This window comes from Pseudomonas sp. JDS28PS106 (genome assembly GCF_036706555.1).
In the GTDB taxonomy this organism is placed as follows: domain Bacteria; phylum Pseudomonadota; class Gammaproteobacteria; order Pseudomonadales; family Pseudomonadaceae; genus Aquipseudomonas.
In genome coordinates this window covers 416,158-441,197 of sequence record NZ_JBAJGT010000002.1, presented here as the reverse complement: position 1 = coordinate 441,197, position 25,040 = coordinate 416,158, and the positions used below count along the sequence as shown (strand labels likewise).

Genomic DNA, 25,040 nt, shown 5'->3' with positions numbered 1-25,040 from the left:
GGTGATGCTACCGAAACGCTTACAGTGCGGCGATAGCCGCATTGAAGGTTGCGCTTGGGCGCATGGCCTTGCTGGTCAGCTCGGGGTTGGTGGAGTAGTAGCCACCGATTTCCACCGGCTTGCCCTGTACGGCATTGAGCTCGGCAACGATCTTCTCTTCATTGTCGGTCAGGGTTTTCGCCAGTGGAGCGAACTGCGCCTTGAGCGCCGCGTCGTCATCCTGGGCAGCCAGTGCCTGAGCCCAGAACAGGGTCAGGTAGAAGTGGCTGCCGCGGTTGTCGATGCTGCCGACCTTGCGCGAAGGCGACTTGTTGCGATCCAGGAACTCACCGGTCGCCTGGTCCAGGGTCTTGGCCAGAACCAGAGCCTTGGAGTTTTCGTAGGCGTTGCCCAGGTGCTCCAGCGACGCGGCCAGAGCCAGGAATTCACCCAGCGAGTCCCAGCGCAGGAAGTTCTCTTCCACGAACTGCTGAACGTGCTTCGGCGCGGAGCCGCCGGCGCCGGTTTCGAACAGGCCGCCGCCGTTCATCAGCGGCACGATGGACAGCATCTTGGCGCTGGTGCCCAGTTCCATGATCGGGAACAGGTCGGTCAGGTAGTCGCGCAGTACGTTGCCGGTCACCGAAATGGTGTCCTTGCCGGCGCGGGTACGCTCCAGGGTCAGCTTCATGGCTTCGACAGGCGACAGGATCTGGATGTCCAGGCCCGAGGTGTCGTGGTCGGCCAGGTACTTGCGAACCTTCTCGATCATCACCGCGTCATGGGCGCGTGCCGGGTCGAGCCAGAAAATCGCCGGGGTGTTGCTGGCGCGCGAACGATTGACGGCGAGCTTTACCCAATCCTGGATCGGTGCGTCCTTGGCCTGGCACATGCGCCAGATATCGCCGGCTTCGACGTTCTGCTCCATGACCACGTTGCCTTTGCTGTCGGTTACCCGAACCACGCCGGCGGACTGGATCTGGAAGGTCTTGTCGTGGGAACCGTATTCCTCGGCCTTCTGGGCCATCAGGCCGACGTTCGGCACGCTGCCCATGGTGGTCGGATCGAAGGCGCCATTCTTTTTGCAGTCGTCGATAACGGCCTGGTAGATGGTGGCGTAGCAGCGGTCAGGGATGATCGCCTTGGCGTCGTGCAGCTGGCCGTCAGCGCCCCACATCTTGCCCGAATCGCGGATCATCGCCGGCATAGAGGCGTCGACGATCACGTCGCTCGGTACGTGCAGGTTGGTGATGCCCTTGTCGGAATTGACCATCGCCAGTTGCGGACGAACGGCGTAGACCGCTTGCAGGTCAGCCTTGATCTCGGCCTGCTTGTCAGCCGGCAGGCTGCCGATGCGGTCGTACAGGTCGCCAATGCCATTGTTCAGGTTGAAGCCGATCTGCTTCAGGGTGTCGGCGTGCTTGGTCAGCGCGTCCTGATAGAACTCCTCGACGATCTGGCCGAACATGATCGGATCGGAGATCTTCATCATGGTGGCTTTCAGGTGCACCGAGAACAGTACGCCCTGTTGTTTGGCGTCTTCGATCTGGGCCGCGATGAAGCTGCGCAGTTCTTTCTTGCTCATGACCGAGCAGTCGATCACTTCGCCGGCCTTGACCGCGGTCTTTTCCTTGAGCACGGTGCTGGTGCCGTCCTGGGCGATCAGTTCGATCTTCACGCTGTCATCGGCTTCGACCAGAGCGGCCTTTTCGCTGCCGTAGAAATCGCCGCTGCTCATGTGCGCGACGTGGGCCTTTGAGTCAGCGGTCCAGGCGCCCATCTTGTGCGGATGCTTGCGCGCGTAGTTCTTGACCGACAGTGGGGCGCGGCGGTCGGAGTTGCCTTCGCGCAGAACCGGGTTCACGGCGCTGCCCTTGACCTTGTCGTAGCGCGCGCGGGCATCTTTTTCCGCGTCGGTGCTCGGGTTCTCAGGGTAGTCAGGGATCTTGTAACCCTTGTCCTGCAGTTCCTTGATGGTTGCCTTGAGCTGTGGAACCGAGGCGCTGATGTTCGGCAGCTTGATGATATTGGCTTCGGGCGTGGTCGCCAGCTTGCCCAACTCGGCGAGATGATCCGGCACTTGTTGCTCGGCGCCGAGCGATTCCGGGAAGCTTGCGAGTACACGGCCGGCCAGAGAGATATCACGGGTTTCAACGTCGATATCGGAGGAGGCGGTGAAGGCTTCGATGACTGGCAGCAGGGAATAGGTGGCGAGGGCCGGAGCTTCGTCGGTGAAGGTGTAGATGATCTTCGAGCGGTTGGACATTCGTATTAACTCTCTTTTGCTGAGCATGCACAAAAATCTCGATACGCGCAGGGTATGCACTCTTGCCCACGGTTCGTCATGGGCCTGGGTCGAGGTTGATTCGCGGTGATGTCTGGGTGCATCAGTCGAGCGTTACGCCGCCGGGTTCGTGAGTCCCGACGCATATGAGGCCGAACAGTCCGGTTGCAGACGCTCGACCTTCATGACTCTGCGGTCACGTCGCGAGTATATCAAACCCTTGGCGCCAAGCAGCAATGCTATGCGAGCGGGCAAGTGCCGACCATTGGCCGTTGGTCGAAGCAGGCGGATCAGGCCTGCATTCGCACGGCTTTGCATCCGGGCGTCCGGAGGCATGCGAATGGAATCGTTGCCGAGGGCGAATCAGTCATCGGAGTGGGGAGGGAAGCGATAAAAAGCGGGGCTCGCAAACGAATGACCCAGGCAAGCCCGGGTCATTGGTCAAACTATGGCTGGCGTTTGTGGTGGCTCGCCTCAGGCTGGCACGTTCGAAGTTTTCGGGGTCGTATTCGAAACATCCGCCACGGTCCCAACGCTCACGGCGACCGGAGAGATATTGACAGCATGCAACCCTTTGGGGCCCTGGATGATCTCGAAGCTGACCGGCTGGCCGGCCTTGAGAGTTTTGTAACCATCCATGTTGATCGCCGAGTAATGCGCGAACAGATCTTCATCCCTGCCATCGGCCAGGATGAATCCATAGCCTTTTGCATTATTGAACCACTTGACTTTACCACTGAGCATAGCCATATCCCTCTGCAAAGGACTCCGTCTGGAGTATCATCCACCTCAATCCGCCTGACCGAAAAATTTTGGTTGACTGCGCGGACCCTTTTTACCCAATGTGGGTTCTATTGTTTGTAACACCGTTTAGCTGATAGTCAAGGTCATGCAGCAGACCAATTTTTTTAAACGCGGTCTGCGTGTGATCGAGTGCTCAATCCGCCCTTTGAACGAACATTTCTTTCATGCAACCAATCAGCAAGATTCGACTAACATTCAATCAGGATGGTCCGCAGTCACACGAGGACGACTCGGCTGGCATCGCAGTGCAGGACGCCAAGCCGACCCTGCAGGCTCCACCGATGTACAAGGTGGTTTTATTCAACGATGACTACACACCCATGGACTTCGTCGTCGAAGTGCTGGAGGTGTTTTTTAACCTGAATCGTGAGCTGGCCACCAAGGTCATGCTGGCCGTCCATACAGAGGGGCGGGCAGTGTGTGGATTGTTTACCCGCGACATCGCCGAGACCAAGGCAATGCAGGTCAACCAATACGCCAGGGAAAGCCAGCATCCACTACTCTGTGAGATCGAGAAGGACGGTTAAACGCCGGCCACTTGGGTATGAGGTGAAGCTATGTTAAACCGTGAGCTCGAAGTCACCCTCAATCTTGCCTTCAAGGAGGCCCGCTCCAAGCGTCATGAGTTCATGACGGTCGAGCACCTCCTGCTGGCTCTATTGGACAATGAGGCTGCAGCCACTGTCTTGCGTGCCTGCGGCGCCAACCTCGATAAGCTCAAGCATGACCTGCAGGAGTTCATCGACTCCACCACTCCGTTGATCCCCGTGCATGACGAGGACCGCGAAACCCAGCCGACGCTTGGGTTCCAGCGCGTTCTGCAGCGTGCAGTCTTCCACGTACAGAGCTCCGGCAAGCGTGAAGTGACCGGTGCGAACGTGCTGGTCGCTATTTTCAGCGAACAGGAAAGCCAGGCCGTCTTCCTGCTCAAGCAGCAGAGCGTTGCTCGAATTGATGTCGTCAATTACATCGCCCACGGGATCTCCAAGGTTCCGGGGCATGGCGAACACTCTTCCGAAGGTGAGCAAGATATGCAGGACGACGAGGGCGGTGAAGCATCATCCTCAGGCAATCCTCTGGATGCCTATGCCAGCAATCTGAACGAACTGGCGCGCCAGGGCCGCATCGACCCTCTGGTCGGTCGCGAGCACGAGGTCGAGCGCGTTGCGCAGATCCTCGCCCGTCGTCGCAAGAACAACCCGTTGCTGGTGGGTGAGGCTGGCGTGGGCAAGACTGCCATCGCCGAGGGTCTTGCCAAGCGCATCGTCGATAATCAGGTGCCTGACCTGCTCGCCAACAGCGTCGTCTACTCGCTGGACCTGGGTGCGCTGCTCGCCGGTACCAAATACCGCGGCGATTTTGAAAAGCGTTTCAAGGCGTTGCTCAACGAGCTGCGCAAGCGTCCCCATGCCATCCTGTTCATCGATGAAATTCATACCATCATCGGTGCAGGCGCCGCCTCGGGCGGGGTGATGGACGCGTCCAACCTGCTCAAGCCGCTGCTGTCTTCCGGGGACATCCGCTGCATCGGTTCCACGACTTTCCAGGAGTTCCGCGGGATTTTCGAGAAGGATCGCGCGCTGGCGCGTCGCTTCCAGAAAGTCGACGTGTCCGAGCCGTCCGTGGAGGACACCATCGGTATCCTGCGCGGGCTCAAGGGCCGTTTTGAACAGCATCACAGCATCGAGTACAGCGACGAAGCCCTGCGAGCCGCCGCCGAGCTGGCATCGCGCTACATCAATGATCGTCACATGCCCGACAAGGCAATCGACGTGATCGATGAAGCGGGCGCCTACCAGCGTCTGCAACCGGCGGAGCAGCGGGTCAAACGCATCGACGTGCCTCAGGTCGAGGATATCGTTGCCAAGATCGCGCGAATTCCGCCCAAGCACGTCAACAGCTCCGACAAAGAGCTGCTGCGCAATCTGGAGCGCGATCTCAAGCTCACTGTATTCGGTCAGGATGCTGCCATCGACTCGCTGTCCACAGCGATCAAGTTGTCTCGCGCCGGTCTCAAGTCGCCGGACAAACCGGTCGGATCGTTCCTGTTCGCAGGTCCCACCGGGGTCGGCAAGACCGAAGCGGCGCGTCAGCTCGCCAAGGCGCTTGGGGTCGAGCTGGTTCGCTTCGACATGTCCGAGTACATGGAGCGGCACACCGTGTCGCGTCTGATCGGTGCGCCTCCGGGCTACGTCGGGTTCGATCAGGGCGGTCTGCTGACCGAAGCCATTACCCGTCAGCCGCATTGCGTGTTGCTGCTCGATGAAATCGAGAAGGCGCATCCGGAAGTCTTCAACCTGCTGCTGCAGGTCATGGACCACGGAACCCTGACCGACAACAACGGCCGCAAGGCGGATTTCCGCAATGTGATCCTGATCATGACCACCAACGCCGGCGCGGAATCGGCGGCGCGGGCATCGATCGGTTTCACGCATCAGGATCACTCCTCCGATGCGATGGAAGTCATTAAGAAGAGCTTCACGCCGGAGTTCCGCAACCGTCTGGACACCATCATCCAGTTCGGTCGTCTGAGCCACGAAGTCATCAAGAGCGTCGTCGACAAGTTCCTCACCGAGCTTCAGGCGCAGCTGGAAGACAAACGTGTGCTGCTGGAAGTCTCGGATGCAACCCGCAGCTGGCTGGCGCAAGGCGGCTACGATGCGGCGATGGGCGCACGGCCGATGGCGCGCCTGATCCAGGACAAGATCAAGCGTCCGCTGGCCGAGGAGATCCTGTTCGGTGAATTGTCGGAACACGGCGGGGTCGTGCACGTGGACATCAAGGACGGCGAAATCACCTTCGATTTCGAGACCACGGCGGAAATGGCCTGATCGATGCCTCGCTCCGCGTCAGACAGGCGCGGAGCGAGGTGGTCATGCGATCAACACTGGATGTCTGGTACAAAACCTTCAGGCACACAAAAACGCCCGGCAATGCCGGGCGTTCTTGTCAATGCCTGCTTAACGAGCGCGGTAGGTGATGCGCCCTTTGCTCAGGTCATAGGGCGTCAATTCAACACGCACCTTGTCGCCGGTCAGAATACGGATGTAGTTCTTGCGCATCTTGCCGGAGATATGCGCGGTTACGACGTGCCCATTTTCCAACTCCACGCGAAACATGGTGTTGGGCAGGGTGTCGACGACAGTGCCTTCCATTTCGAAGCTGTCTTCTTTCGACATGCAGTAAAGCCCTCGGTATACAAATGAGTGGCCCGGTGCAAGTGGCGCCAGGCAAAAGCGGCGTGCATTGTGCCCGAAAAAGCCCGTTCAAGCCAAGGGGATTCAGTACAGCGTGACCCATCTTTGATTGGTCAACAGCTCGATCGGCCGGTACTGGGTCTTGTAATTCATCTTTTTGCAGTTCTTGATCCAGTACCCGAGGTAGACAGCGTGCAGGTGCAGTCTTGCCGCCTCGGCGATCTGCCAGAGGATGGCGTAACGGCCCAGACTGCGCCGCTCTTCGGCGGGTTCATAGAAGGTATAAACCGCGGAAAGCCCATTGGGCAGCAAGTCGGTCACGGCCACGGCGAGCAGCCGGCCTTCGGCGCGGAATTCGTAGAAACGCGAGAACGGCAGGTCGCGGACCAGAAACGTCGAGAACTGATCCCGGCTGGGTGGATACATGTCGCCGTCGGCATGGCGCTGCTGGATATAGCGTTGATAAAGGTCGAAGTATTCTTCGGTGAACACCGGTTTGACACTGCGCACCGAAATGTCCGCGTTGCGCTTGAAGATGCGTTTCTGCTGGCGATCGGGCACAAACAGGTTGACCGGGATCCGCGCGGGCACGCAGGCGCTGCAGTTCTGGCAATGCGGACGGTAGAGATGATCGCCGCTGCGACGAAAACCCATGTCCGAGAGGTCGGAATAGACCTGCACATCCATGGGCTGGCTGGGGTCCAGGAACAGCGTGGTCGCCTGCTCTTCAGGCAAGTAGCTGCAGGTATGGGGTTGAGTGGCATAAAACTTAAGCCGCGCCAGCTCCGTCATGATCGCCCCCTTTTTCAGAATCCTGGTTATGAGTGTATGTCAGGCTGTCCGCCTCGCCTAGGCAACCAGTCGGCCTTATTCACTTGATCCAGACAGGTCCGCAGATATTCGGAGAACTCGCGACGGGGAATCTGGGTGGCGCCCAGGCTTTGCAGATGTGTGGTCGGCATCTGGCAGTCGATCAATACGAAGCCCCACGCCTCAAGATGCCTGACGAGGGTCACGAAACCGACCTTGGAAGCATTGTCGGCCCGGCTGAACATCGACTCGCCGAAGAACAGCCTGCCCATTGCCAGCCCGTAGAGCCCGCCGACCAGTTCGTCACCCGACCAGACCTCCACGCTGTGAGCGTGACCGCGACGATGCAGCTCCAGATAAGCATCCTGCATGCCTTGGGTGATCCAGGTTTCGGTGGCATAACTGCGCGGAGACGCACATGCGCGTATGACGGCAGCGAAGTCCCGGTCGAACGTGACGGTGTAGCGCTCCTGGCGCAAGACCTTGGACAGGCTGCGCGAGACATGCAGTTGTGAGGGCAGCAGCACGGTGCGCGGATCCGGCGACCACCACAGGATGGGCTGGCCATCCTGAAACCAGGGGAAGCAGCCATGACGATAGGCCTGGATCAGACGGTCGGGAGACAGATCGCCGCCGGCGGCCAGCAGGCCGTTGGGCTCGCGCATGGCCTTGTCCAGCGGGGGAAAAATCAGCCTGTCACGCTGCAGCCAGGTCAGCATGGGCGGGGTTTCGGGTGGAAGGGGAGGGCGGCGGACAGGGTGTCATGCAACTCTGGCGTGTAACCGAGGTCACACGCGGTCGCCGGGGAGCGGGCCGTGGTACGACGGCGGCCGGGCATTTCGATCATGGGGCTACCTGCTGTATGGTTCGGGAATCCGGGAAAAACACGTCATAAGCCTTTGTCACAAAAGAGAATGCATGCTCAAATTCGGAAGCTGTCGTGGACGCAGGGGAGTATGCTACACGACTGCCGGGCCAGGATTCGTCGCCGGGGCTGCGCGAGCAGGCCGCTTGCGTCGATCAAGCTCTGCCGACGACTTTTCGTACAGACCGCAAGCGCCGCAAAGCCGTACAATGCCTGCGCCGCGCGGTATCATTCAAGTCATCGGTCCGGCCGTCGCCCACGTTTCGAGCGAGCCCTTTTTCAACGGGCGGGCAGTGCCCTCGGCAAGCGTTCAAAGTCATTCAATGAGAAGTTCGCGCTCCAGCGCAGGAAATAAAGCGTTTTGAAGAAATCCACACCAGCACCCAGCGCTGTTCCGCTCTGGCGACAGCAACTGCATTACCGGCTCAAGGAAGGCGCGCTCATTGCCTTCGGTGCCCTGTGCCTGTATCTGATGATGGCGTTGTTGACCTACGATCAGAGCGATCCCGGCTGGAGCCACACCAGCACCGCCGCCCAGGTCCAGAACGCCGCCGGGCGCGCAGGCGCCTTCTGCGCCGACATTCTGTTCATGGTGCTGGGCTACTTTGCCTACATCTTCCCGCTATTGCTGGCCATCAAGGCCTGGCAGGTATTTCGCCAGCGTCACGAACCCTGGCAGTGGAGCGGCTGGCTGTTCTCCTGGCGCCTGATCGGACTGGTGTTCCTGGTGCTGGCCGGCGCGGCGCTGGCGCACATCCACTTCCATTTTACAGCGGGTTTCCCAGGCTCCGCCGGGGGCGTGCTGGGCGAGGTGCTGGGTGATCTCGCGAAGCGAGCGCTCAATATCCAGGGCAGCACGCTGCTGTTCATCGCGCTGTTTCTGTTCGGCCTGACCGTCTTCACCGATCTGTCCTGGTTCAAGGTCATGGACGTGACCGGCAAGATCACCCTGGACCTGTTCGAACTGCTGCAGGGCGCGGTGCATCGCTGGTGGACGGCTCGCAGCGAGCGTCGGCAGATGGCGGCGCAATTGCGTGCATTCGATCGCGACGACGAGGACGTCATGGCGCCGGCCGCCCCCAGACGCGAGCCTGCGAAAGTCCGCGAGACGCCGAAAATCAAGGAGCGGCCGACCGAGCGCGAAGAGCCGGTGATACGGTCCGCGCCAGTGCTCGATAAACCGATGCCGGCGGTCATCCCTCCCACGCCAGCCCCGGTGGCGGTTGCCCGTCCGCCTGAGCCAGCCAAGCGCGCGGTCTCGCTGGCCAAGCCGGCGCCAACGGCTGTCGACAGCGCAGTGGAAGGCACCTTGCCGCCGATCTCCATCCTCGATCCGGCGGAGAAGAAGCAGCTCAACTATTCGCCTGAATCCCTGGCGGCGGTGGGCAACCTGCTGGAAATCAAGCTCAAGGAGTTCGGGGTCGAGGTCACGGTGGATTCCATTCATCCCGGCCCCGTCATCACCCGTTATGAGATCCAGCCGGCTGCTGGCGTCAAGGTCAGCCGCATCGCCAACCTTGCCAAGGACCTGGCCCGCTCGCTGGCAGTGACCAGTGTGCGTGTGGTCGAGGTGATTCCCGGCAAGACCACCGTGGGTATCGAGATTCCCAACGAAGACCGGCAGATCGTGCGCTTCTCCGAAGTCCTGTCTTCGTCGGAGTTCGACAACTCCAAGTCGCCGGTCACCCTGGCACTGGGTCATGACATCGGCGGGCGTCCGGTCATCACCGATCTGGCGAAGATGCCGCACTTGCTGGTGGCCGGTACGACCGGTTCCGGTAAGTCGGTGGGCGTCAACGCCATGATCCTCTCGATCCTGTTCAAGTCGGGTCCCGAGGACGCCAAGCTGATCATGATCGACCCCAAGATGCTGGAACTGTCGATCTACGAAGGCATTCCGCACCTGCTGTGCCCGGTGGTCACCGACATGAAGGACGCAGCCAACGCGCTGCGCTGGAGCGTCGCGGAGATGGAGCGTCGCTACAAGTTGATGGCCGCCATGGGCGTGCGCAACCTGGCCGGCTTCAACCGCAAGATCAAGGACGCCGAGGAAGAAGGCACACCGATCTCCGATCCGATGTACCGCCGCGAGAGCATTCACGACGAGGCGCCGCTGCTCAAGACCCTGCCGACCATTGTGGTGGTCGTCGACGAATTCGCCGACATGATGATGATCGTCGGCAAGAAGGTCGAGGAACTCATCGCGCGTATCGCCCAGAAAGCCCGGGCGGCCGGTATTCACCTGATCCTCGCGACCCAGCGTCCATCGGTGGATGTCATCACCGGTCTGATCAAGGCCAACATCCCGACCCGCATGGCGTTCCAGGTGTCCAGCAAGATCGACTCCCGGACCATCATCGATCAGGGCGGCGCCGAGCAGTTGCTGGGCCACGGTGACATGCTGTACATGCCGCCGGGCACCAGCCTGCCGATCCGCGTGCACGGCGCCTTCGTTTCCGACGACGAGGTGCACAGGGTCGTCGAAGCCTGGAAATTGCGTGGCACGCCGGACTACAACGACGATATTCTGGCCGGCGTGGAAGAGGCGGGCAGCGGCTTCGATGGCGGTGGCGGGGAAGGCGGCGAAGACAGCGAGAGCGACGCGCTCTATGACGAGGCTGTCAAATTCGTGCTTGAAAGCCGCCGTGCGTCCATCTCCGCTGTGCAGCGCAAGCTCAAGATCGGTTACAACCGCGCGGCCCGGATGATCGAAGCCATGGAAATGGCGGGTGTGGTGACGGCCATGAATACCAACGGCTCGCGCGAAGTGATCGCGCCCGGCCCGATGCGCGACTGATTACAGCCAAGGCGGCGCATCTCGATGCGTCGCCGCACAACCATTGACTTCAATGAGGATCCCCATGCGCCTTATCCGCATGTTACTGGCAACCGCACTGACCTTTTCCGTGATCCCCGCCCATGCGGACAGCAAGGATGTAGCGCGCCTGACTCAGTTGCTGGAAACCTCCCGCACGCTGACCGCGCGGTTTTCGCAAATGACGCTGGACGCCAGCGGCACCCAGCTCCAGGAAACCGCGGGCGAAATGGCCCTGCAGCGGCCGGGCCTGTTCAACTGGCACACCGACGCGCCTCAGGAGCAACTCATGGTCTCCGATGGCAAAAAGGTGTCGCTGTGGGACCCTGACCTGGAGCAGGTCACCATCAAGAAGCTTGATCAGCGTCTGACCCAGACCCCCGCGCTGCTGCTGTCCGGCGACGTGTCGAAGATCAGCGAAAGCTTCGACATCACCGCCAAGGAAGCGGGAGGCGTGATTGATTTCGTGCTCAAGCCCAAGACCAAGGACACCTTGTTCGACAGCCTGCGCCTGTCGTTTCGCAATGGCATGATCAACGACATGCAGCTGATCGATAGCGTCGGACAGCGGACCAACATTCTGTTCACCGGCGTCAAGGCCAACGAACCGATTGCTGCCAGCAAATTTCAGTTCCAGATTCCCAAGGGCGCTGACGTCATCCAAGAGTAAAGAGGGCTCGATCCCGGACCATGGACCTGTTCAGCCGTGAACCGATAGCTCAACCCCTGGCCGCGCGGCTGCGGGCAACCAATCTGGACGAGTACGTCGGTCAGGAGCATGTGCTCGCCCACGGGAAGCCGCTTCGCGAGGCGCTGGAGCAGGGCGCGCTGCATTCCATGATCTTCTGGGGACCACCCGGCGTTGGCAAGACGACGCTCGCCAGGCTGCTCGCCAAAGTCTCGGACGCTCATTTCGAAACGGTTTCCGCGGTCCTGGCGGGCGTCAAGGAAATCCGCCAGGCCGTGGAGATAGCCCGCCAGCAAGCCGGGCAATATGGCCGCCGCACCATTCTCTTCGTCGACGAAGTCCACCGCTTCAACAAGTCGCAGCAGGATGCGTTCCTGCCCTACGTCGAAGACGGCACCCTGATCTTCATCGGCGCGACCACCGAGAATCCATCGTTCGAAATCAACAACGCATTGCTATCCCGAGCCCGGGTCTACGTGCTCAAGAGCCTGGACGAAGCGGCGTTGCGCAAGCTGGTCCACCGGGCGCTTACCGAAGACCGGGGGCTGGGCCAGCGGCATCTGACGCTGAGTGACGAAGGCTTTTCGATTCTGATGGCGGCTGCCGATGGCGACGGTCGCCGGATGCTCAACCTGCTGGAGAACGCATCGGACCTTGCCGAAGATGGCAGCGAGATCGATGTCGAGTTGCTGCAGAGCCTGCTGGGCGATACCCGACGCCGGTTCGACAAGGGTGGGGAATCCTTTTACGACCAGATTTCCGCGCTGCATAAATCCATTCGCGGTTCCAATCCCGATGCGGCCCTGTACTGGTTCGCGCGGATGATCGACGGCGGCTGCGACCCGCTGTATCTGGCGCGCCGCGTCGTGCGCATGGCCAGCGAAGACATCGGCAACGCCGACCCGCGCGCTTTGCCGTTGTGCATGTCGGCCTGGGACGTCCAGGAGCGGCTCGGCAGTCCTGAAGGCGAATTGGCAATTGCCCAGGCAATCGTTTATCTGGCCTGCGCGCCCAAGAGCAATGCGGTGTACATGGCATTCAAGGCCGCGATGCGCGAGGCCGGCGAGCATGGTTCGCTCGAGGTGCCCCTGCATCTGCGCAACGCGCCGACCAAGCTCATGAAGCAGCTGGGCTACGGCGAAGAATACCGTTACGCCCATGACGAGCCGGACGCCTACGCGGCGGGCGAGGACTACTTTCCCGAAGAGCTGGAGCCCCGGCAGTATTACCATCCGGTGCCGCGAGGCCTGGAACTCAAGATCGGCGAAAAACTGAAGCATCTGTCCGCTCTGGACGAGGCCAGCCCCCGGAAGCGGAGAAAATCGTGATCAAGACCATTCTTGCGGTGTCGGTTGCCGGTATCGCTGGTACATTACTGCGTTTTGCAGCGGGCAACTGGGTCAGCGCGAACTGGCCGCGGCACTTTTATCTGGCAACGCTGGCGGTGAACATCGCCGGCTGCCTGATCATCGGCGCCCTGTACGGCCTGTTTTTGATGCGACCCGAAGTACCCGTGGAAATCCGGGCCGGGCTGATCGTCGGTTTCGTCGGCGGTCTGACGACCTTTTCATCCTTTTCACTGGACACGCTGCGCCTGCTGGAAAGCGGGCAGGTGCCGCTGGCGCTGGGCTATGCCGGCATCAGCGTGTTCGGCGGGCTGCTCGCGACCTGGGTTGGCCTGTATCTGACCAGACTTTGATAGACGAGAGAACGATATGCTCGATTCCAAACTGTTACGTACCAACCTTCAGGACGTAGCGGACCGCCTGGCTTCCCGGGGTTTCACGCTGGACGTGGCCCGCATCGAATCGCTGGAGGCGCGGCGCAAGGTCGTCCAGACCCGCACCGAGCAGCTGCAGGCCGAGCGTAACGCCCGTTCCAAATCCATCGGCCAGGCCAAGCAGCGTGGCGAAGACATCGCTCCGCTGATGGCGGACGTCGAGCGCATGGGCAACGAACTGACCGAGGGCAAGGCCGAGCTGGATACCCTCCAGGCCGAGCTGGACGGTCTGTTGCTGACCATCCCAAACCTGCCCGACGAATCGGTGCCGGTGGGCGCCGATGAAGACGGCAACGTGGAAGTCCGTCGCTGGGGCACGCCGAAGCAGTTCGACTTCGCGGTTCAGGATCACGTCGCGCTGGGTGAAAAATTCGGCTGGCTGGACTTCGAAACCGCAGCGAAACTGTCGGGCGCGCGCTTCGCCCTGCTGCGCGGGCCGATTGCCCGTCTGCACCGTGCGCTGGCGCAGTTCATGATCAACCTGCATATCAACGAGCACGGTTACGAAGAGACTTACACACCGTATCTGGTCCAGGCGCCTGCGTTGCAGGGTACCGGCCAGTTGCCGAAGTTCGAGGAAGACCTGTTCAAGATCGGTCGCGAGGGCGAAGCCGACCTGTACCTGATCCCCACCGCCGAAGTCTCGCTGACCAATATCGTGGCGGGTCAGATTCTCGACGCGAAACAGCTGCCGCTAAAATTCGTGGCCCACACGCCGTGCTTCCGCAGCGAAGCGGGCGCCTCGGGGCGTGATACTCGCGGGATGATTCGCCAGCACCAGTTCGACAAGGTCGAAATGGTCAAGATCGTTGCGCCGGATCAATCCATGGCCGAACTGGAATCGCTCACCGCAAACGCCGAACGCGTTCTGCAATTGCTGGAACTGCCTTACCGCACCCTGGCACTGTGCACAGGCGACATGGGCTTCAGCGCGGTCAAGACTTATGACCTTGAAGTCTGGGTGCCGAGCCAGGACAAATACCGCGAGATTTCGTCGTGCTCCAACTGCGGCGATTTCCAGGCGCGTCGCATGCAGGCGCGCTGGCGCAACCCGGAGACCGGCAAACCGGAACTGGTCCACACCCTCAACGGCTCGGGCCTGGCGGTCGGCCGTACGCTGGTCGCGGTTCTGGAAAACTATCAGCAGGCCGACGGTTCGATCCGCGTGCCGGAAGTCCTCAAGCCCTATATGGGTGGTATCGAGGTCATCGGCTAAATGGAATTCCTGCCGCTGTTTCATAATTTGCGTGGCTGCCGGGTCCTGGTGGTCGGCGGCGGCGAGATCGCCCTGCGCAAATCACGTCTGATCGCGGACGCCGGAGCGCTTCTGCGAGTAGTCGCGCCGCAGATCGAACACCAGTTGCGCGATCTGGTTGAGCACAGCGGCGGCGAATTGGTGCCGCGCGGATACGAAACTCAGGATCTGGACGGCTGCGTGCTGATCATCGCCGCCACCGATGATGAGCCGCTTAACGCACGGGTTTCCCAGGAAGCCCGCGCCCGTGGCGTACCGGTCAACGTGGTTGACGCTCCTGCCTTGTGTTCGGTGATCTTCCCGGCCATTGTCGATCGCTCCCCGCTGGTCATCGCTGTGTCCAGTGGCGGAGACGCGCCAGTCCTGGCGCGTCTGATCCGCGCCAAGCTGGAAACCTGGATTCCCTCTACCTACGGCCAGCTTGCCGGACTGGCGGCACGCTTTCGGCATCAGGTCAAAGGTCTGTTTCCGGATGTGCAGCAACGTCGCGCATTCTGGGAGGATGTTTTCCAGGGGCCGATCGCCGACCGCCAGCTGGCCGGGCAGGGCGAAGAAGCTCAGCGGCTGCTGGAAGCCAAGATCGCGGGCGATGCGCCAAAGGCGACCGGCGAGGTCTATCTGGTAGGCGCGGGTCCTGGCGACCCTGATCTGTTGACCTTCAAGGCCTTGCGCCTGATGCAGCAGGCTGACGTGGTGCTCTACGACCGGCTGGTGGCGCCGACTATTCTGGATCTATGCCGCCGCGACGCCGAACGGGTTTACGTTGGTAAACGTCGCGCAGACCATGCCGTGCCCCAGGACCGGATCAATCAGCAACTGGTCGAACTGGCCCGACAGGGCAAGCGCGTGGTGCGTCTCAAGGGTGGCGACCCGTTCATCTTCGGACGCGGCGGCGAGGAAATCGAGGAACTGGCTGCACATGGCATCCCGTTCCAGGTGGTCCCCGGCATCACAGCCGCCAGTGGCTGCGCGGCTTACGCCGGCATCCCCCTGACCCATCGCGACTATGCCCAGTCAGTGCGTTTCATCACCGGGCATCTGAAGGATGGCACCACGGATCTGCCCTGGGCCGATCTGGTGGCTCCGGCGCAAACTCTGGTGTTCTACATGGGGCTGGTGGGTCTGCCAGTGATCTGCGCGGAGTTGATCAAGCACGGCCGGGCCGCAAATACGCCGGCAGCGCTGGTTCAGCAGGGCACGACGTCGAGCCAGCGGGTATTCACCGGAACGCTCGCGGACCTGCCACAACTGGTCGCCGAGCACGAGGTGCATGCCCCGACGCTGGTGATCATCGGCGAAGTCGTCCAGTTGCGTGACAAGCTGGCCTGGTTTGAAGGTGCCCAGGCCACCTTGTGATTGCGGGGTTATGCACGACTGCGCCGTGCATGCCTAGCGGGTGACGATCCCGTTCCCTGACAGGCGTTCCCGATCGTGGCTGGCACTGAAATTCAGCGCCGGCCCTTTCGGAACAATGCCAGTAGGGTTGATGGTGCGATGGCTACCGTAATAGTGACCCTTGATATGCTCCAGACTCACTGTCTCGGCAATGCCAGGCCACTGATACATTTCACGCAGCCAGTTGCTCATGTTCGGGTAATCCGCGATGCGACGCAGGTTGCACTTGAAGTGGCTGTAGTAGACAGCGTCGAACCGCACGATGGTGGTGAATAGTCGCACATCGGCTTCGGTCAGATACTCGCCTGCCAGATACCGATTCTTACCCAGCAAGTCTTCCAGTGCATCCAGCTCGGTAAACAAGCCGTCGTAAGCTTGCTCGTAAGCCCCTTGCGAGGTGGCAAACCCGGCCCGGTACACGCCGTTGTTGACGCTGGGGTATATCTCCTCGTTCAACTGATCGATGCGCGGCTGCAAATCCGTGGGATACAGGTCCAGCTTATTGCCGGTCAATCCGTCGAATGCCGTGTTGAACATGCGGATGATTTCAGCGGACTCGTTGCTGACGATGCGCTGGAGCTTCTTGTCCCAGAGCACCGGTACGGTGACTCGGCCGGTGTACTTGGGATCGTCGGTGGTGTAGCGCTGGTGGAGAAAGTCGTGGTGATCGAGCGGATCCCCCGTCGAGCCTTTTCGGGTATCGAACGTCCAGCCGTTTTCGAGCATCAGCCAGCTGACTACGGAAACGCCGATCAAGGACTCCAGGCCTTTGAGCTTGCGCACGATCAGCGTGCGGTGGGCCCAAGGGCAGGCGAGGGAGACATAGAGATGGTAACGACCGGCTTCGGCCTGGAAGCCTGCCTCACCACTGGGTCCTGCTGCGCCGTCAGCCGTCACCCAGTTGCGTCGCTGGGCCTGTTCGCGCTGAAACGCGCCGTCTTTGCTGCTTTCGTACCACTGGTCGCGCCAGTGCCCTTCAACCAGGAGGCCCATGGACTCGTCTCCAACTCTTTAAATAATAAATGTTGGAGGTGAGTCTAATCGGATTGGTTCGAAGGAAAAGCGCAAAGTCTCGGCGCTTCCTATCGATAAATTCGATGATCAGAGCGTTCGGTCACGCTGCGCCCAGAACTGCTCGGCTTTAGCGAACGCTTCGTCTCGCTCCATACCCAGACCGCGAAGCGCCAGCGCTATGGTCGAAATCAAGGCCAGCTGCGGATAGCTGTCCTGCACCTCACCGCGCCAGAGGCCGACCAGTTGCTGCGGGTCCAGCGTCGCAGGTTTCACGTGACGGCGTGGCGACAGCGCCGGCCACTCTTCGTCCCAGGCTTGTCCGTCCGCGGTTCCATACAGGTGGCTGATGGTGTCTGGATTGATTTCGATCTCTCCGCCATCGCCTTTCACCACGATGGCGTTATCGCCAAGCAGACGGCTGGCCTCGCGATGCACGCTCTGATAGCCGGGGTGGAAAATGCTCTGCAGCCCGCAACGGGCCGACAGAGGATTGAGAATGCGCGCCAGAGAATGGATCGGCGAACGCAGACCGAGGGTGTTGCGCAGATCGATCATCCGCTGCAGGCGTGGTGCCCAGTCCGCGAGCGGGATAAAAGCCAGTCCTTCGCGGGACAGAGCGGAGTCGACCGTCTGCCAGTCGCGGCACAGGGGAATGGCCAGCAGATCCAGCAACTGTTCGGTGTACAGGCGACCGGCCGTATGCGCGCCGCCGCCATGCATCAGCACCCTGATGCCGTTCTGGCCCAGACATTTGGCGGCCAGCAGATACCAAGGCAGGTGTCGTTTCTTGCCGGCATAGGTAGGCCAGTCGATATCCACCTGGATTGCCGGTGCAGCGAGCCGCTCGCGCAGGGCCTCGGTGAAGCCCGCCAGTTCCTCGGCGCTTTCTTCCTTGTGGCGCAGCAGCATCAGAAACGCGCCAAGTTGCGTGTCCTCGACTTTGCCGTCGAGCAGCATGCCCATCGCACTGCGCGCCTCCTCACGCGTCAGGTTGCGGGCGCCGCGCTTGCCCTTGCCCAGAATGCGCACGAATTCGGCGAAAGGATGTTCGTCAGGGGTCCGGGTTACCAGAGGGGCGTAATCGTTCATATGCAATTGGTCGGCTTGGGCAGGCCCGCCAGCTTGGCGGCAAGTTTGGCGGGGGTGCCGTTGAAGAGACGGTTGAGGTGCATGCTGTTGCCTTTTTCGGCACCCAGTTTCAGCGCCGTGTACTTGATCAGCGGGCGAGTGGCGGGGGAAAGCTGGAACTCGGCGTAGAAGTCCCGCAGCACATTCAGAATCTCGATGTGCTCGGCGCCAAGATCGATGCCTTCTTTTCCGGCCAATGCCCGGGCGACGTCCAGGGACCAGTCATCGAGGTCTTCCAGGAAGCCGTCCTTGTCCAGCGCAATCGAGTGTTCTGCGACGATCAGATGATTCATAGCCAGGTATTGACCCTGTCAAAACGAAGAGTGAGTTCGACGAACCCTGGATAGTCGACTGATTCGACACCTTCTGGCGCCGGGAGATTGCGTGCCACCAGGTCCTCGCCCAGCACGAACAGCCGGTCGGTGGCCACGTCGCGATCCAGCAGGCGTCGCGGCTCGCTGTCGAGGGCCAGCGCGTAAGCGGCGTCGCCGGTCAAGAGCAACCCGTCCTCGGGCCCCAGCAATCGAAGACAGCTGGTCAGGCGCGTATCGGTGAACGGCGAATGGGAAAGCACGTGTAAGGTAGCCATCAGATCGTGATCACCTGGTCATAACCGTTGATGAGGGCCGCGAGTAGGGGCCCGTCATTCAGCGGGCTGATTCCATTGGCGGGGTCGACTGTCATCCCGCGTGCCGTGAGACTTTCGGCGCAGACGTAGACGTCTTCAATGCCAAACATCTCCAGCGCCTTGAGGTTGGCGGTCAGATCCTTCTGCTGAAGTGCCGACGGATTCTGCGCCGGCGCAAGCTGAAACACGCCGTCATCCAGAAACAGCAGGCCGATCGGCAAATCGAAAGCACCGCCGGCGAGCACGATATCCAGCGCTTCCCGGGCACTCGGGCCGGCCCAGGGCGGCTGTCGTGTGATGATCAATAGCGACTTGGCCATATCAAGGACCTCCAAAGCAGACCAGCCGATCGGCCGTCTGCACGGCGTCATGCAGCTGGCCCAGGCCGGATAGCTCCCAGCCTCCCGCCAGGTTCACGGCGGGTCGTTGATAGCGTTCGGCTTCCCGCGCGTCCAGCACGCCACGGCGCAAGGCGGCCGCGATGCAAACTACGCCATCGAGCTGATGCTGTGTAACGAACTCGCGCCATGCTTGGGGCAGGTCCTGTTCGTCCTGAGGTGTCACGATATTGGCCGAGGCCGCATGCACGCCGTCCTGGTAGAAGAACAGACGCACAATCTCATGGCCGCCGGCCAGGACCGCTTGGGCAAACAGCAACGCCCGCCTTGAAGAAGGCGCGTGGGCCGGGGCGAATAGGGATATGGCAAATTTCATTGTCGGCTCTGTGGGCGGGACATGCGCAATGATAAAGAATTCGCCGACGCCAGACAGCAAAAAGCCCGCATGCGCGGGCTTTTTGTTGACGCGGATACCGATCAGTCGTCGCGGCTCATGATGCCGAAGATCTGCAACAGGCTGATGAACAGGTTGTAGATCGACACATACAGGCTGATGGTCGCCATGATGTAGTTACGTTCGCCGCCGTGGATGATCGCGCTGGTCTGGAACAGGATGCAGACCGACGAGAACAGTACGAAGCCGGCGCTGATCGCCAGTTGCAGGCCGCTGATCTGGAAGAACAGGCTGGCCAGTACCGCGGCAAGCAGAACGAAGAAACCGGCGGTGATGAAGCCGCCCAGGAAGCTCATGTCCTTGCGGGTCATCAGTACATAAGCCGACAGACCGCCGAACACCAGCGCGGTCATGGCGAACGCGGAACTGACGACTTCGGCGCCACCGGTCATGCCCAGGTAACGGTTGAGGATCGGGCCAAGCAAAAAGCCCATGAAGCCGGTCAGGGCAAAGGTCGACACCAGACCCCAAACGGAGTCACGCAGCTTGGCGGTGAGGAAGAACAGACCGTAGAAGCCGATCAGCACAACGAAAATGTTCGGGTAACCGACACGCATCTGCTGCGCGACGAACGCCATCACACCGCTGAACGCGAGGGTCAGGGCCAGAAGGCCGTAGGTGTTGCGCAGGACACGACTAACCTCTAGCTGGTCGGCCTGCATGCCGGTTTTAAGGGCGTAATCCTGTTCGCGCATGGCGAAACTCCTTACTGTTGAAATGTTGAGTTGCAAAGATCATAACAGAGCCGCTGCAACGGGCCACCCGCAGTGTTTGACAGCTTGTTTCATTCCGGTATTATGGCGCCCGCAACGCAAGTGGAGGTATGGCCGAGTGGTTTAAGGCAGCAGTCTTGAAAACTGCCGACTGTAACAGGTCCTAGAGTTCGAATCTCTATGCCTCCGCCATATCAGATACGCTAAAGCCCCGAAAATTCGGGGCTTTTTCGTTTATGGGGTCAGCAACCCATCGTGCGCGAAACCGTCAAGGCGTCTGCAACTTTGACAGGCGTTCCGCAACTCCCTCGTTTACGGACGCTTATTTGGTCGGTTTGACGATCTCACCGACGCGCCGATAGACCGTCTCCGTGATGCGCTTATCGGTTTGGCCCAAAATACGGCTGGCGTCCGCCAGACTGTCGATTTCACTGGCCGCTCTGGACCGGGTATCTCGAAGCTGAAAATTCTTGATGCCGTCAGCCGCCGCTTGTCTTGGTGCTCCAGTACTCCTGAAACCACATGCTCTACCCGGGCTTTGCTGGCCTTATCCTTTCCCAACTCAGTCCGAACCGGGCAGGTATTTGCAAATCCTGTCCGAATCATTGGGGATACGTTGCATTGCGAGAGCGCTTGAACAATTAGCGCCCGGCATCGGCCTGGCTCCGGGCAGTGCGACTTACGCGGGAGACGAATTCCTGGATGCGATCAAATGTGTCTATCTGAATTCAAGTTTGGTACGGCTCCGGCAATACTACAGGTGTCAGGTAATGACCAAGGACCGAGACATGAACACGCAGCCTTATGAGCTCATGCAGGACCACGCCGGCAAACCCATCAAGATGTGGACGCGGGGCGTGCCGGTGGACCCCGGCGCCAGACAACAGCTGATCAACACAGCGCAGATGCCGTTCATCTTCAAGCACATGGCGGTCATGCCTGACGTTCATCTGGGCAAAGGCTCCACCATCGGCAGCGTCATTCCTACCAAAGGGGCGGTGATTCCTGCAGCGGTGGGCGTCGATCTGGGGTGCGGCATGTCGGCGGTGCGTACGTCTCTGCGCGCCAACGACCTGCCCGATAAACTGGCCGGTCTGCGTAGCGCTATCGAGAAAGCCGTCCCCCATGGTCGCACCTCGGGACGCAATGGCCGTGACAAAGGCGCTTGGGATGCAACGCCCGAACGGGTCGACCTTGCGTGGAGCGCCATGAAGGGGCGCTTCGACACTATCGTCGCCAGGCACCCGACCCTCGCCAAGAGCAACAATCATAAGCACCTGGGAACGCTCGGGACGGGCAACCATTTCGTCGAGGTCTGTCTCGACGAAGCCGATCACGTCTGGTTCATGCTGCACACCGGTTCGCGGGGCGTCGGCAATGCAATCGGCTCGTACTTCATCAACAAGGCTCGTGAGGAAATGCGCGTCCATATGGTGAATCTGCCTGATCGTGATCTGGCCTACCTGAAGGAGGGTACCCGCAGCTTCGACGACTATGTAGAGGCAGTGGAATGGGCGCAGGATTTCGCTCGGCAAAACCGCGCGGTCATGATGCTGGCTGTGCTCGATGCGGCGCGCTCCATTATCCGCAAGCCCTTCGAAGCGCGTCTGATCGCTGTGGACTGCCATCACAACTACATTGAGCGAGGCACCTACTTTGGTGAAGACATCATTGTGACCCGCAAGGGCGCGGTCTCCGCACAGAAAGGCGAGATGGCGATCATTCCCGGCTCCATGGGTGCCAGGAGCTTCATCGTAAGAGGTCTCGGAAACGAAGAAGCGTTTTGCAGCTGCTCCCACGGCGCTGGACGGGTAATGAGCCGGACCCAGGCGAAAGCGACGTTCACCGTCGCCGATCAAGTGCGCGCCACCGCGCACGTGGAATGTCGCAAGGACGAAGCGGTCATTGACGAAATACCCATGGCCTACAAAGACATCGACAAGGTGATGGCCGCGCAGCGCGATCTTGTGGAAATTGTGCATACCCTGCGGCAGGTCGTTTGCGTGAAGGGGTAGGGCATGGCCTGGCGCCATAGACCAAAAAGTTGTCCACCGAAATCGTGGGTATGTCTGTGGGTAACTTTTTGTAAGCCGCGCAGGACGTGGGCTCTGCCAAGATGGCTAAATTATGACCAGTGACGGGAATGCGCGGCCGCGGCTTCAGAACGACGCCGGCAATCAGACGCTGAAAAATTGAACTTTCGGGTGAAACGATTGCCGCTTCGAATGTATAGCCACTCTGGATTGGCTCCGCCAGTCCCCGACGCAAAAAAAACGGCGCGTCCCTTGCGGGGCGCGCCGTTTTTCCTTCAGCTGTCGATCAGACGATAGGCTGATCGCTCCACTCGCCGTTCACCAGGCGACGCAGGCCCAGCGGGTTGGCGTTTTGCAGGGCAGGCGGCAGCAGGCTGTCAGCGTGGTTCTGGTAGCAGACAGGACGCAGGAAGCGGTCGATTGCCAGTGTGCCGACGGACGTGCCGCGCGCATCGGAGGTGGCCGGATACGGGCCGCCATGCACCATGGCTTCGCAGACTTCGACGCCGGTCGGATAACCGTTGACCAGAATCCGGCCGACTTTGTCTTCGAGCATCGGCAGCAGCCAGCTGTACTTCGACAGGTCGGTCGGTTCGCCGATCAGGGTTGCGGTCAGCTGGCCACGCAGGGCGAGCAGGGCGTTTTTCAGTTCAGCGTCATCTGCCACTTCGATGACCAGCGTGGTAGGTCCGAAGACCTCTTCCTGCAGCAGCGGGTCGCCATTGAGCAGCAGGCTGACGTCCGCCTTGAACAGCTGGGCCTGGGCTTGCTTGCCTTCCTGTGGCTTGCCGGCCAGGTGAGTCACACCCGGATGCGACAGCAAGTGCTCGACGCCTTTGCTATAGCTGCGCAGGCCGCCCGCGTTGAGCATGGTCTGTGGAGCCTGGCCGCCCATCTGTTCGGTCAGTTGCTCAAGGAACGAGGAGAACGCGGGAGAGCGCAGGCCGATGACCACGCCCGGGTTGGTGCAGAACTGGCCCGCGCCCATGACCACCGAAGCGGCAAGGTCCTTGGCGACGGAGTCGCTACGGGTGGCCAGTGCTTCAGGCAGCAGAACCACCGGGTTGATGCTGGACATCTCGGCGAACACCGGGATTGGCTGAGGACGCTCGGCTGCCATTTTGCACAGGGCGTTACCGCCGTTCAGCGAACCGGTGAAACCGACGGCCTGGATTGCCGGGTGCTTGACCAGGCCTTCGCCTACGCCGTTACCGAAGATCATGTTGAACACGCCCTTGGGCATGCCGGTGCGCTCAGCGGCGCGGATGATCGCGCTGGCCACCAGGTCGGCCGTCGCCATGTGGCCGCTGTGTGCCTTGAATACGACCGGGCAGCCGGCTGCAAGCGCGGCTGCGGTATCGCCGCCGGCGGTGGAGAACGCCAGCGGGAAGTTGCTGGCGCCGAATACGGCGACCGGGCCGACGCCGATGCGGTACTGGCGCAGGTCGACGCGTGGCAGTGGCTTGCGATCCGGCAGCGCCAGGTCGATCCGCGCGCCGAGGAAGTCGCCGCGACGCAGGACTTTGGCGAACAGGCGCATCTGACCGCTGGTGCGGCCACGCTCGCCCTGGATACGCGCTTGAGGCAGAGCGGTTTCCTGGCACACGATGGCGACGAAGTCATCGCCCAACTGGTCCAGCTCATCGGCGATGGCATCGAGGAATTCGGCGCGACGCTCAGGGCTCAGCTGACGGTATTCGAGGAAGGCATTCTTGGCCGCCAGGGCCGCGGCATCGATTTCGCCGTCGGTGGCCTGGTGGAAACCGTAGGGCAGTTCTTCACCGGTCGTGGCGTCCAGGCTCTTCTGCAAAGTCTGACCCAGGGCGCTGCGGCCGCCAGCGATGAAGTTCTGGCCGAGAATGTTAGGCATCGGTATCTCCTGTTGTTTGAGGTCGAAGGCGGATCGGGTGACCCTGATCTGCTTCCTTATGGGTTGCCGAGTTGCTTTACGGTAAAGGATCGAACGGGTTCGACGGCATGAGCCGGGGTAAATGTCAGCAGTCATCGTACAACCTCGCTTGGGGGTGTTGCAACTGCCGCACAGCGTCGGAAAAGACTAGGCGATAACGGGTGATCCGGCCATTCATTGTGCCAGCTTGAGTCAGTCGGACGACCGCAAGGCCGGTTTCCAGCGTTGCAGGTACTGCCGCGAGCCGGTACGGTACGCCGCTGTTGAAAAAGGAGCTCGACATGACTCGGCATGACCCAACGGACAAGGACCCGGCTACTCCCAGGCAACGGCGCGCGCCCAAGGGGGAGAAGCGTCGCGAAGAACTGCTCGACGCCGCACTGCAGGTGTTTTCCCTGGAAGGATATACCGGCGCTTCGGTGGCCAAGGTGGCCGCTATCGTTGGCATTTCAGTCGCAGGCTTGCTGCATCACTTTCCGAGCAAGATTTCGCTGTTGATGGCAGTGCTGGAACGCCGCGACCAGGTCAATCGCAAGCTTGCCGACGAGGTGCGCCGGGAGAATACCCTGACCGGTTTGCTGGAAAGTCTGCGGGCGATCAATCGCTCCAATGCGACCGCTCCGGGTGTGGTCCGCGCCTTTTCGATCCTCAATGCCGAGAGTCTGGTGGACACTCAGCCGGCCTGGGGCTGGTATCAGGAGCGCTACGCCGATATCCGCGCGCGCATGCTGTCGCAGTTCGAGGGGCTTGTGGAGCGGGGCGAGGTGCGCGGCGATGTGGATTTGCCCAAGCTGATCCAGCAGATTCTGTCAATGATGGATGGTCTGCAGATCCAGTGGCTGCGGTTCCCCGACGAGGTGGATCTGGTGGCGGCGTTCGACGACTACATTGCGCAGGTCGACCAATCCATAAGGGCTCATCCTTGAGCCGGCTTCATCCCTGTTTCTGACT

General features: G+C 60.9%; 23 protein-coding genes and 1 tRNA gene. 11 read left to right on the top strand and 13 right to left on the bottom strand.

The features are described 5' to 3' along the window. Positions 1-19: 19 nt before the first annotated feature. Positions 20-2,245 carry an NADP-dependent isocitrate dehydrogenase gene (locus tag TRP66_RS05180; protein ID WP_333400295.1) on the bottom strand — a complete coding sequence of 742 codons (2,226 nt, stop codon included), beginning with the start codon at positions 2,243-2,245 and terminating at the stop codon, positions 20-22. A 492-nt stretch (positions 2,246-2,737) separates the two neighbouring features. Beyond that, positions 2,738-3,007 carry a cold shock domain-containing protein CspD gene (gene cspD / locus TRP66_RS05175; protein ID WP_333400294.1) on the bottom strand — a complete coding sequence of 90 codons (270 nt, stop codon included), beginning with the start codon at positions 3,005-3,007 and terminating at the stop codon, positions 2,738-2,740. A 224-nt stretch (positions 3,008-3,231) separates the two neighbouring features. On the opposite strand from cspD, the gene clpS reads away from it, so the two are divergent. Together clpS and clpA are read left to right on the top strand one after the other, a co-directional pair. After that, complete coding sequence (gene clpS, locus TRP66_RS05170; protein WP_125832746.1) at positions 3,232-3,594, top strand: ATP-dependent Clp protease adapter ClpS; 363 nt, start codon at positions 3,232-3,234, stop codon at positions 3,592-3,594. Between the two features lie 30 nt (positions 3,595-3,624). After that, positions 3,625-5,898: an ATP-dependent Clp protease ATP-binding subunit ClpA gene (gene clpA, locus TRP66_RS05165; protein WP_333400293.1), complete on the top strand. Its 2,274-nt coding sequence runs from the start codon at positions 3,625-3,627 to the stop codon at positions 5,896-5,898. Positions 5,899-6,027: 129 nt separating this feature from the next. On the opposite strand, the gene infA is transcribed toward clpA, so the two are convergent. The 3 genes from infA to aat all read right to left on the bottom strand — a co-directional run bounded on the left by infA (position 6,028) and on the right by aat (position 7,793). After that, the gene (infA, locus tag TRP66_RS05160; RefSeq protein ID WP_002553999.1) at positions 6,028-6,246 is read right to left on the bottom strand and encodes a translation initiation factor IF-1; all 219 of its coding nucleotides are present in this window, start codon (positions 6,244-6,246) and stop codon (positions 6,028-6,030) included. A 102-nt stretch (positions 6,247-6,348) separates the two neighbouring features. Further along, the gene (locus TRP66_RS05155; protein WP_333400292.1) at positions 6,349-7,056 is read right to left on the bottom strand and encodes an arginyltransferase; all 708 of its coding nucleotides are present in this window, start codon (positions 7,054-7,056) and stop codon (positions 6,349-6,351) included. 26 nt (positions 7,057-7,082) lie between these two features. Further along, a complete protein-coding gene (gene aat / locus TRP66_RS05150; protein WP_333400291.1) occupies positions 7,083-7,793 on the bottom strand; it encodes a leucyl/phenylalanyl-tRNA--protein transferase in 711 nt (236 codons plus the stop codon). 507 nt (positions 7,794-8,300) lie between these two features. Here aat and TRP66_RS05145 point away from each other — a divergent pair. The 6 genes from TRP66_RS05145 (at position 8,301) to cysG (ending at position 15,833) form a co-directional block, all read left to right on the top strand. Beyond that, positions 8,301-10,736 (top strand): DNA translocase FtsK, encoded by a 2,436-nt coding sequence (locus TRP66_RS05145; protein WP_333400290.1) that lies wholly within the window; start codon positions 8,301-8,303, stop codon positions 10,734-10,736. A 64-nt stretch (positions 10,737-10,800) separates the two neighbouring features. Next, the gene (gene lolA, locus TRP66_RS05140) at positions 10,801-11,424 is read left to right on the top strand and encodes an outer membrane lipoprotein chaperone LolA (RefSeq protein WP_333400289.1); all 624 of its coding nucleotides are present in this window, start codon (positions 10,801-10,803) and stop codon (positions 11,422-11,424) included. Between the two features lie 20 nt (positions 11,425-11,444). After that, on the top strand, positions 11,445-12,770 hold the full coding sequence (locus tag TRP66_RS05135; RefSeq protein ID WP_333400288.1) for a replication-associated recombination protein A: 1,326 nt from the start codon (positions 11,445-11,447) through the stop codon (positions 12,768-12,770). Further along, a complete protein-coding gene (crcB, locus tag TRP66_RS05130; RefSeq protein ID WP_333400287.1) occupies positions 12,767-13,141 on the top strand; it encodes a fluoride efflux transporter CrcB in 375 nt (124 codons plus the stop codon). The genes TRP66_RS05135 and crcB overlap by 4 nt, the downstream gene beginning before the upstream one ends. A gap of 16 nt (positions 13,142-13,157) precedes the next feature. Beyond that, complete coding sequence (gene serS, locus TRP66_RS05125) at positions 13,158-14,438, top strand: serine--tRNA ligase (RefSeq protein WP_333400286.1); 1,281 nt, start codon at positions 13,158-13,160, stop codon at positions 14,436-14,438. Then, positions 14,439-15,833 (top strand): siroheme synthase CysG, encoded by a 1,395-nt coding sequence (gene cysG, locus TRP66_RS05120; protein WP_333400285.1) that lies wholly within the window; start codon positions 14,439-14,441, stop codon positions 15,831-15,833. It begins immediately after the preceding gene. Positions 15,834-15,866: 33 nt separating this feature from the next. Here cysG and TRP66_RS05115 read toward each other — a convergent pair whose 3' ends face one another. From TRP66_RS05115 to TRP66_RS05085, 7 genes are all read right to left on the bottom strand, one after another. Continuing rightward, positions 15,867-16,865, bottom strand: coding sequence for a glutathione S-transferase family protein (locus TRP66_RS05115; RefSeq protein ID WP_333400284.1), 999 nt, complete (start codon positions 16,863-16,865; stop codon positions 15,867-15,869). 108 nt (positions 16,866-16,973) lie between these two features. Next, a complete protein-coding gene (locus tag TRP66_RS05110) occupies positions 16,974-17,975 on the bottom strand; it encodes a glycosyl transferase family protein (RefSeq protein ID WP_333400282.1) in 1,002 nt (333 codons plus the stop codon). Further along, positions 17,972-18,307, bottom strand: a complete 336-nt coding sequence (locus TRP66_RS05105) for a TusE/DsrC/DsvC family sulfur relay protein (protein WP_333400280.1) — start codon at positions 18,305-18,307, stop codon at positions 17,972-17,974. The genes TRP66_RS05110 and TRP66_RS05105 overlap by 4 nt, the downstream gene beginning before the upstream one ends. Continuing rightward, complete coding sequence (gene tusB, locus TRP66_RS05100; protein ID WP_333400278.1) at positions 18,304-18,603, bottom strand: sulfurtransferase complex subunit TusB; 300 nt, start codon at positions 18,601-18,603, stop codon at positions 18,304-18,306. Before tusB ends, TRP66_RS05105 begins: the two co-directional genes overlap by 4 nt. Then, complete coding sequence (gene tusC / locus TRP66_RS05095; protein WP_333400276.1) at positions 18,603-18,962, bottom strand: sulfurtransferase complex subunit TusC; 360 nt, start codon at positions 18,960-18,962, stop codon at positions 18,603-18,605. The genes tusB and tusC overlap by 1 nt, the downstream gene beginning before the upstream one ends. A 1-nt stretch (position 18,963) precedes the next feature. Then, positions 18,964-19,356: a sulfurtransferase complex subunit TusD gene (gene tusD, locus TRP66_RS05090; RefSeq protein ID WP_333400274.1), complete on the bottom strand. Its 393-nt coding sequence runs from the start codon at positions 19,354-19,356 to the stop codon at positions 18,964-18,966. A 101-nt stretch (positions 19,357-19,457) separates the two neighbouring features. Continuing rightward, positions 19,458-20,129, bottom strand: coding sequence for a Bax inhibitor-1/YccA family protein (locus TRP66_RS05085; protein WP_333400272.1), 672 nt, complete (start codon positions 20,127-20,129; stop codon positions 19,458-19,460). A gap of 122 nt (positions 20,130-20,251) precedes the next feature. On the opposite strand from TRP66_RS05085, the gene TRP66_RS05080 reads away from it, so the two are divergent. Both TRP66_RS05080 and TRP66_RS05070 read left to right on the top strand, forming a co-directional pair. Then, a tRNA-Ser gene (locus TRP66_RS05080) sits at positions 20,252-20,339 on the top strand. A gap of 620 nt (positions 20,340-20,959) precedes the next feature. Beyond that, on the top strand, positions 20,960-22,162 hold the full coding sequence (locus TRP66_RS05070; protein WP_333400337.1) for an RtcB family protein: 1,203 nt from the start codon (positions 20,960-20,962) through the stop codon (positions 22,160-22,162). A gap of 304 nt (positions 22,163-22,466) precedes the next feature. On the opposite strand, the gene TRP66_RS05065 is transcribed toward TRP66_RS05070, so the two are convergent. Then, on the bottom strand, positions 22,467-24,050 hold the full coding sequence (locus TRP66_RS05065) for an aldehyde dehydrogenase (NADP(+)) (protein ID WP_333400271.1): 1,584 nt from the start codon (positions 24,048-24,050) through the stop codon (positions 22,467-22,469). A 320-nt stretch (positions 24,051-24,370) separates the two neighbouring features. Here TRP66_RS05065 and TRP66_RS05060 point away from each other — a divergent pair, with 320 nt between their 5' ends. Further along, positions 24,371-25,015, top strand: a complete 645-nt coding sequence (locus TRP66_RS05060) for a TetR/AcrR family transcriptional regulator (protein ID WP_333400269.1) — start codon at positions 24,371-24,373, stop codon at positions 25,013-25,015. Positions 25,016-25,040: the final 25 nt, after the last annotated feature.

Coding starts and splice junctions, on each gene's coding strand:
- TRP66_RS05180 (WP_333400295.1), bottom strand. CDS start 2,245: ATGTCCAACCGCTCGAAGATCATCTACACCTTCACCGACGAAGCTCCG.
- cspD (WP_333400294.1), bottom strand. CDS start 3,007: ATGCTCAGTGGTAAAGTCAAGTGGTTCAATAATGCAAAAGGCTATGGA.
- clpS (WP_125832746.1), top strand. CDS start 3,232: ATGCAACCAATCAGCAAGATTCGACTAACATTCAATCAGGATGGTCCG.
- clpA (WP_333400293.1), top strand. CDS start 3,625: ATGTTAAACCGTGAGCTCGAAGTCACCCTCAATCTTGCCTTCAAGGAG.
- infA (WP_002553999.1), bottom strand. CDS start 6,246: ATGTCGAAAGAAGACAGCTTCGAAATGGAAGGCACTGTCGTCGACACC.
- TRP66_RS05155 (WP_333400292.1), bottom strand. CDS start 7,056: ATGACGGAGCTGGCGCGGCTTAAGTTTTATGCCACTCAACCCCATACC.
- aat (WP_333400291.1), bottom strand. CDS start 7,793: ATGCTGACCTGGCTGCAGCGTGACAGGCTGATTTTTCCCCCGCTGGAC.
- lolA (WP_333400289.1), top strand. CDS start 10,801: ATGCGCCTTATCCGCATGTTACTGGCAACCGCACTGACCTTTTCCGTG.
- TRP66_RS05135 (WP_333400288.1), top strand. CDS start 11,445: ATGGACCTGTTCAGCCGTGAACCGATAGCTCAACCCCTGGCCGCGCGG.
- serS (WP_333400286.1), top strand. CDS start 13,158: ATGCTCGATTCCAAACTGTTACGTACCAACCTTCAGGACGTAGCGGAC.
- cysG (WP_333400285.1), top strand. CDS start 14,439: ATGGAATTCCTGCCGCTGTTTCATAATTTGCGTGGCTGCCGGGTCCTG.
- TRP66_RS05115 (WP_333400284.1), bottom strand. CDS start 16,865: ATGGGCCTCCTGGTTGAAGGGCACTGGCGCGACCAGTGGTACGAAAGC.
- TRP66_RS05110 (WP_333400282.1), bottom strand. CDS start 17,975: ATGAACGATTACGCCCCTCTGGTAACCCGGACCCCTGACGAACATCCT.
- TRP66_RS05105 (WP_333400280.1), bottom strand. CDS start 18,307: ATGAATCATCTGATCGTCGCAGAACACTCGATTGCGCTGGACAAGGAC.
- tusB (WP_333400278.1), bottom strand. CDS start 18,603: ATGGCTACCTTACACGTGCTTTCCCATTCGCCGTTCACCGATACGCGC.
- tusC (WP_333400276.1), bottom strand. CDS start 18,962: ATGGCCAAGTCGCTATTGATCATCACACGACAGCCGCCCTGGGCCGGC.
- tusD (WP_333400274.1), bottom strand. CDS start 19,356: ATGAAATTTGCCATATCCCTATTCGCCCCGGCCCACGCGCCTTCTTCA.
- TRP66_RS05085 (WP_333400272.1), bottom strand. CDS start 20,129: ATGCGCGAACAGGATTACGCCCTTAAAACCGGCATGCAGGCCGACCAG.
- TRP66_RS05070 (WP_333400337.1), top strand. CDS start 20,960: ATGCAGGACCACGCCGGCAAACCCATCAAGATGTGGACGCGGGGCGTG.
- TRP66_RS05065 (WP_333400271.1), bottom strand. CDS start 24,050: ATGCCTAACATTCTCGGCCAGAACTTCATCGCTGGCGGCCGCAGCGCC.
- TRP66_RS05060 (WP_333400269.1), top strand. CDS start 24,371: ATGACTCGGCATGACCCAACGGACAAGGACCCGGCTACTCCCAGGCAA.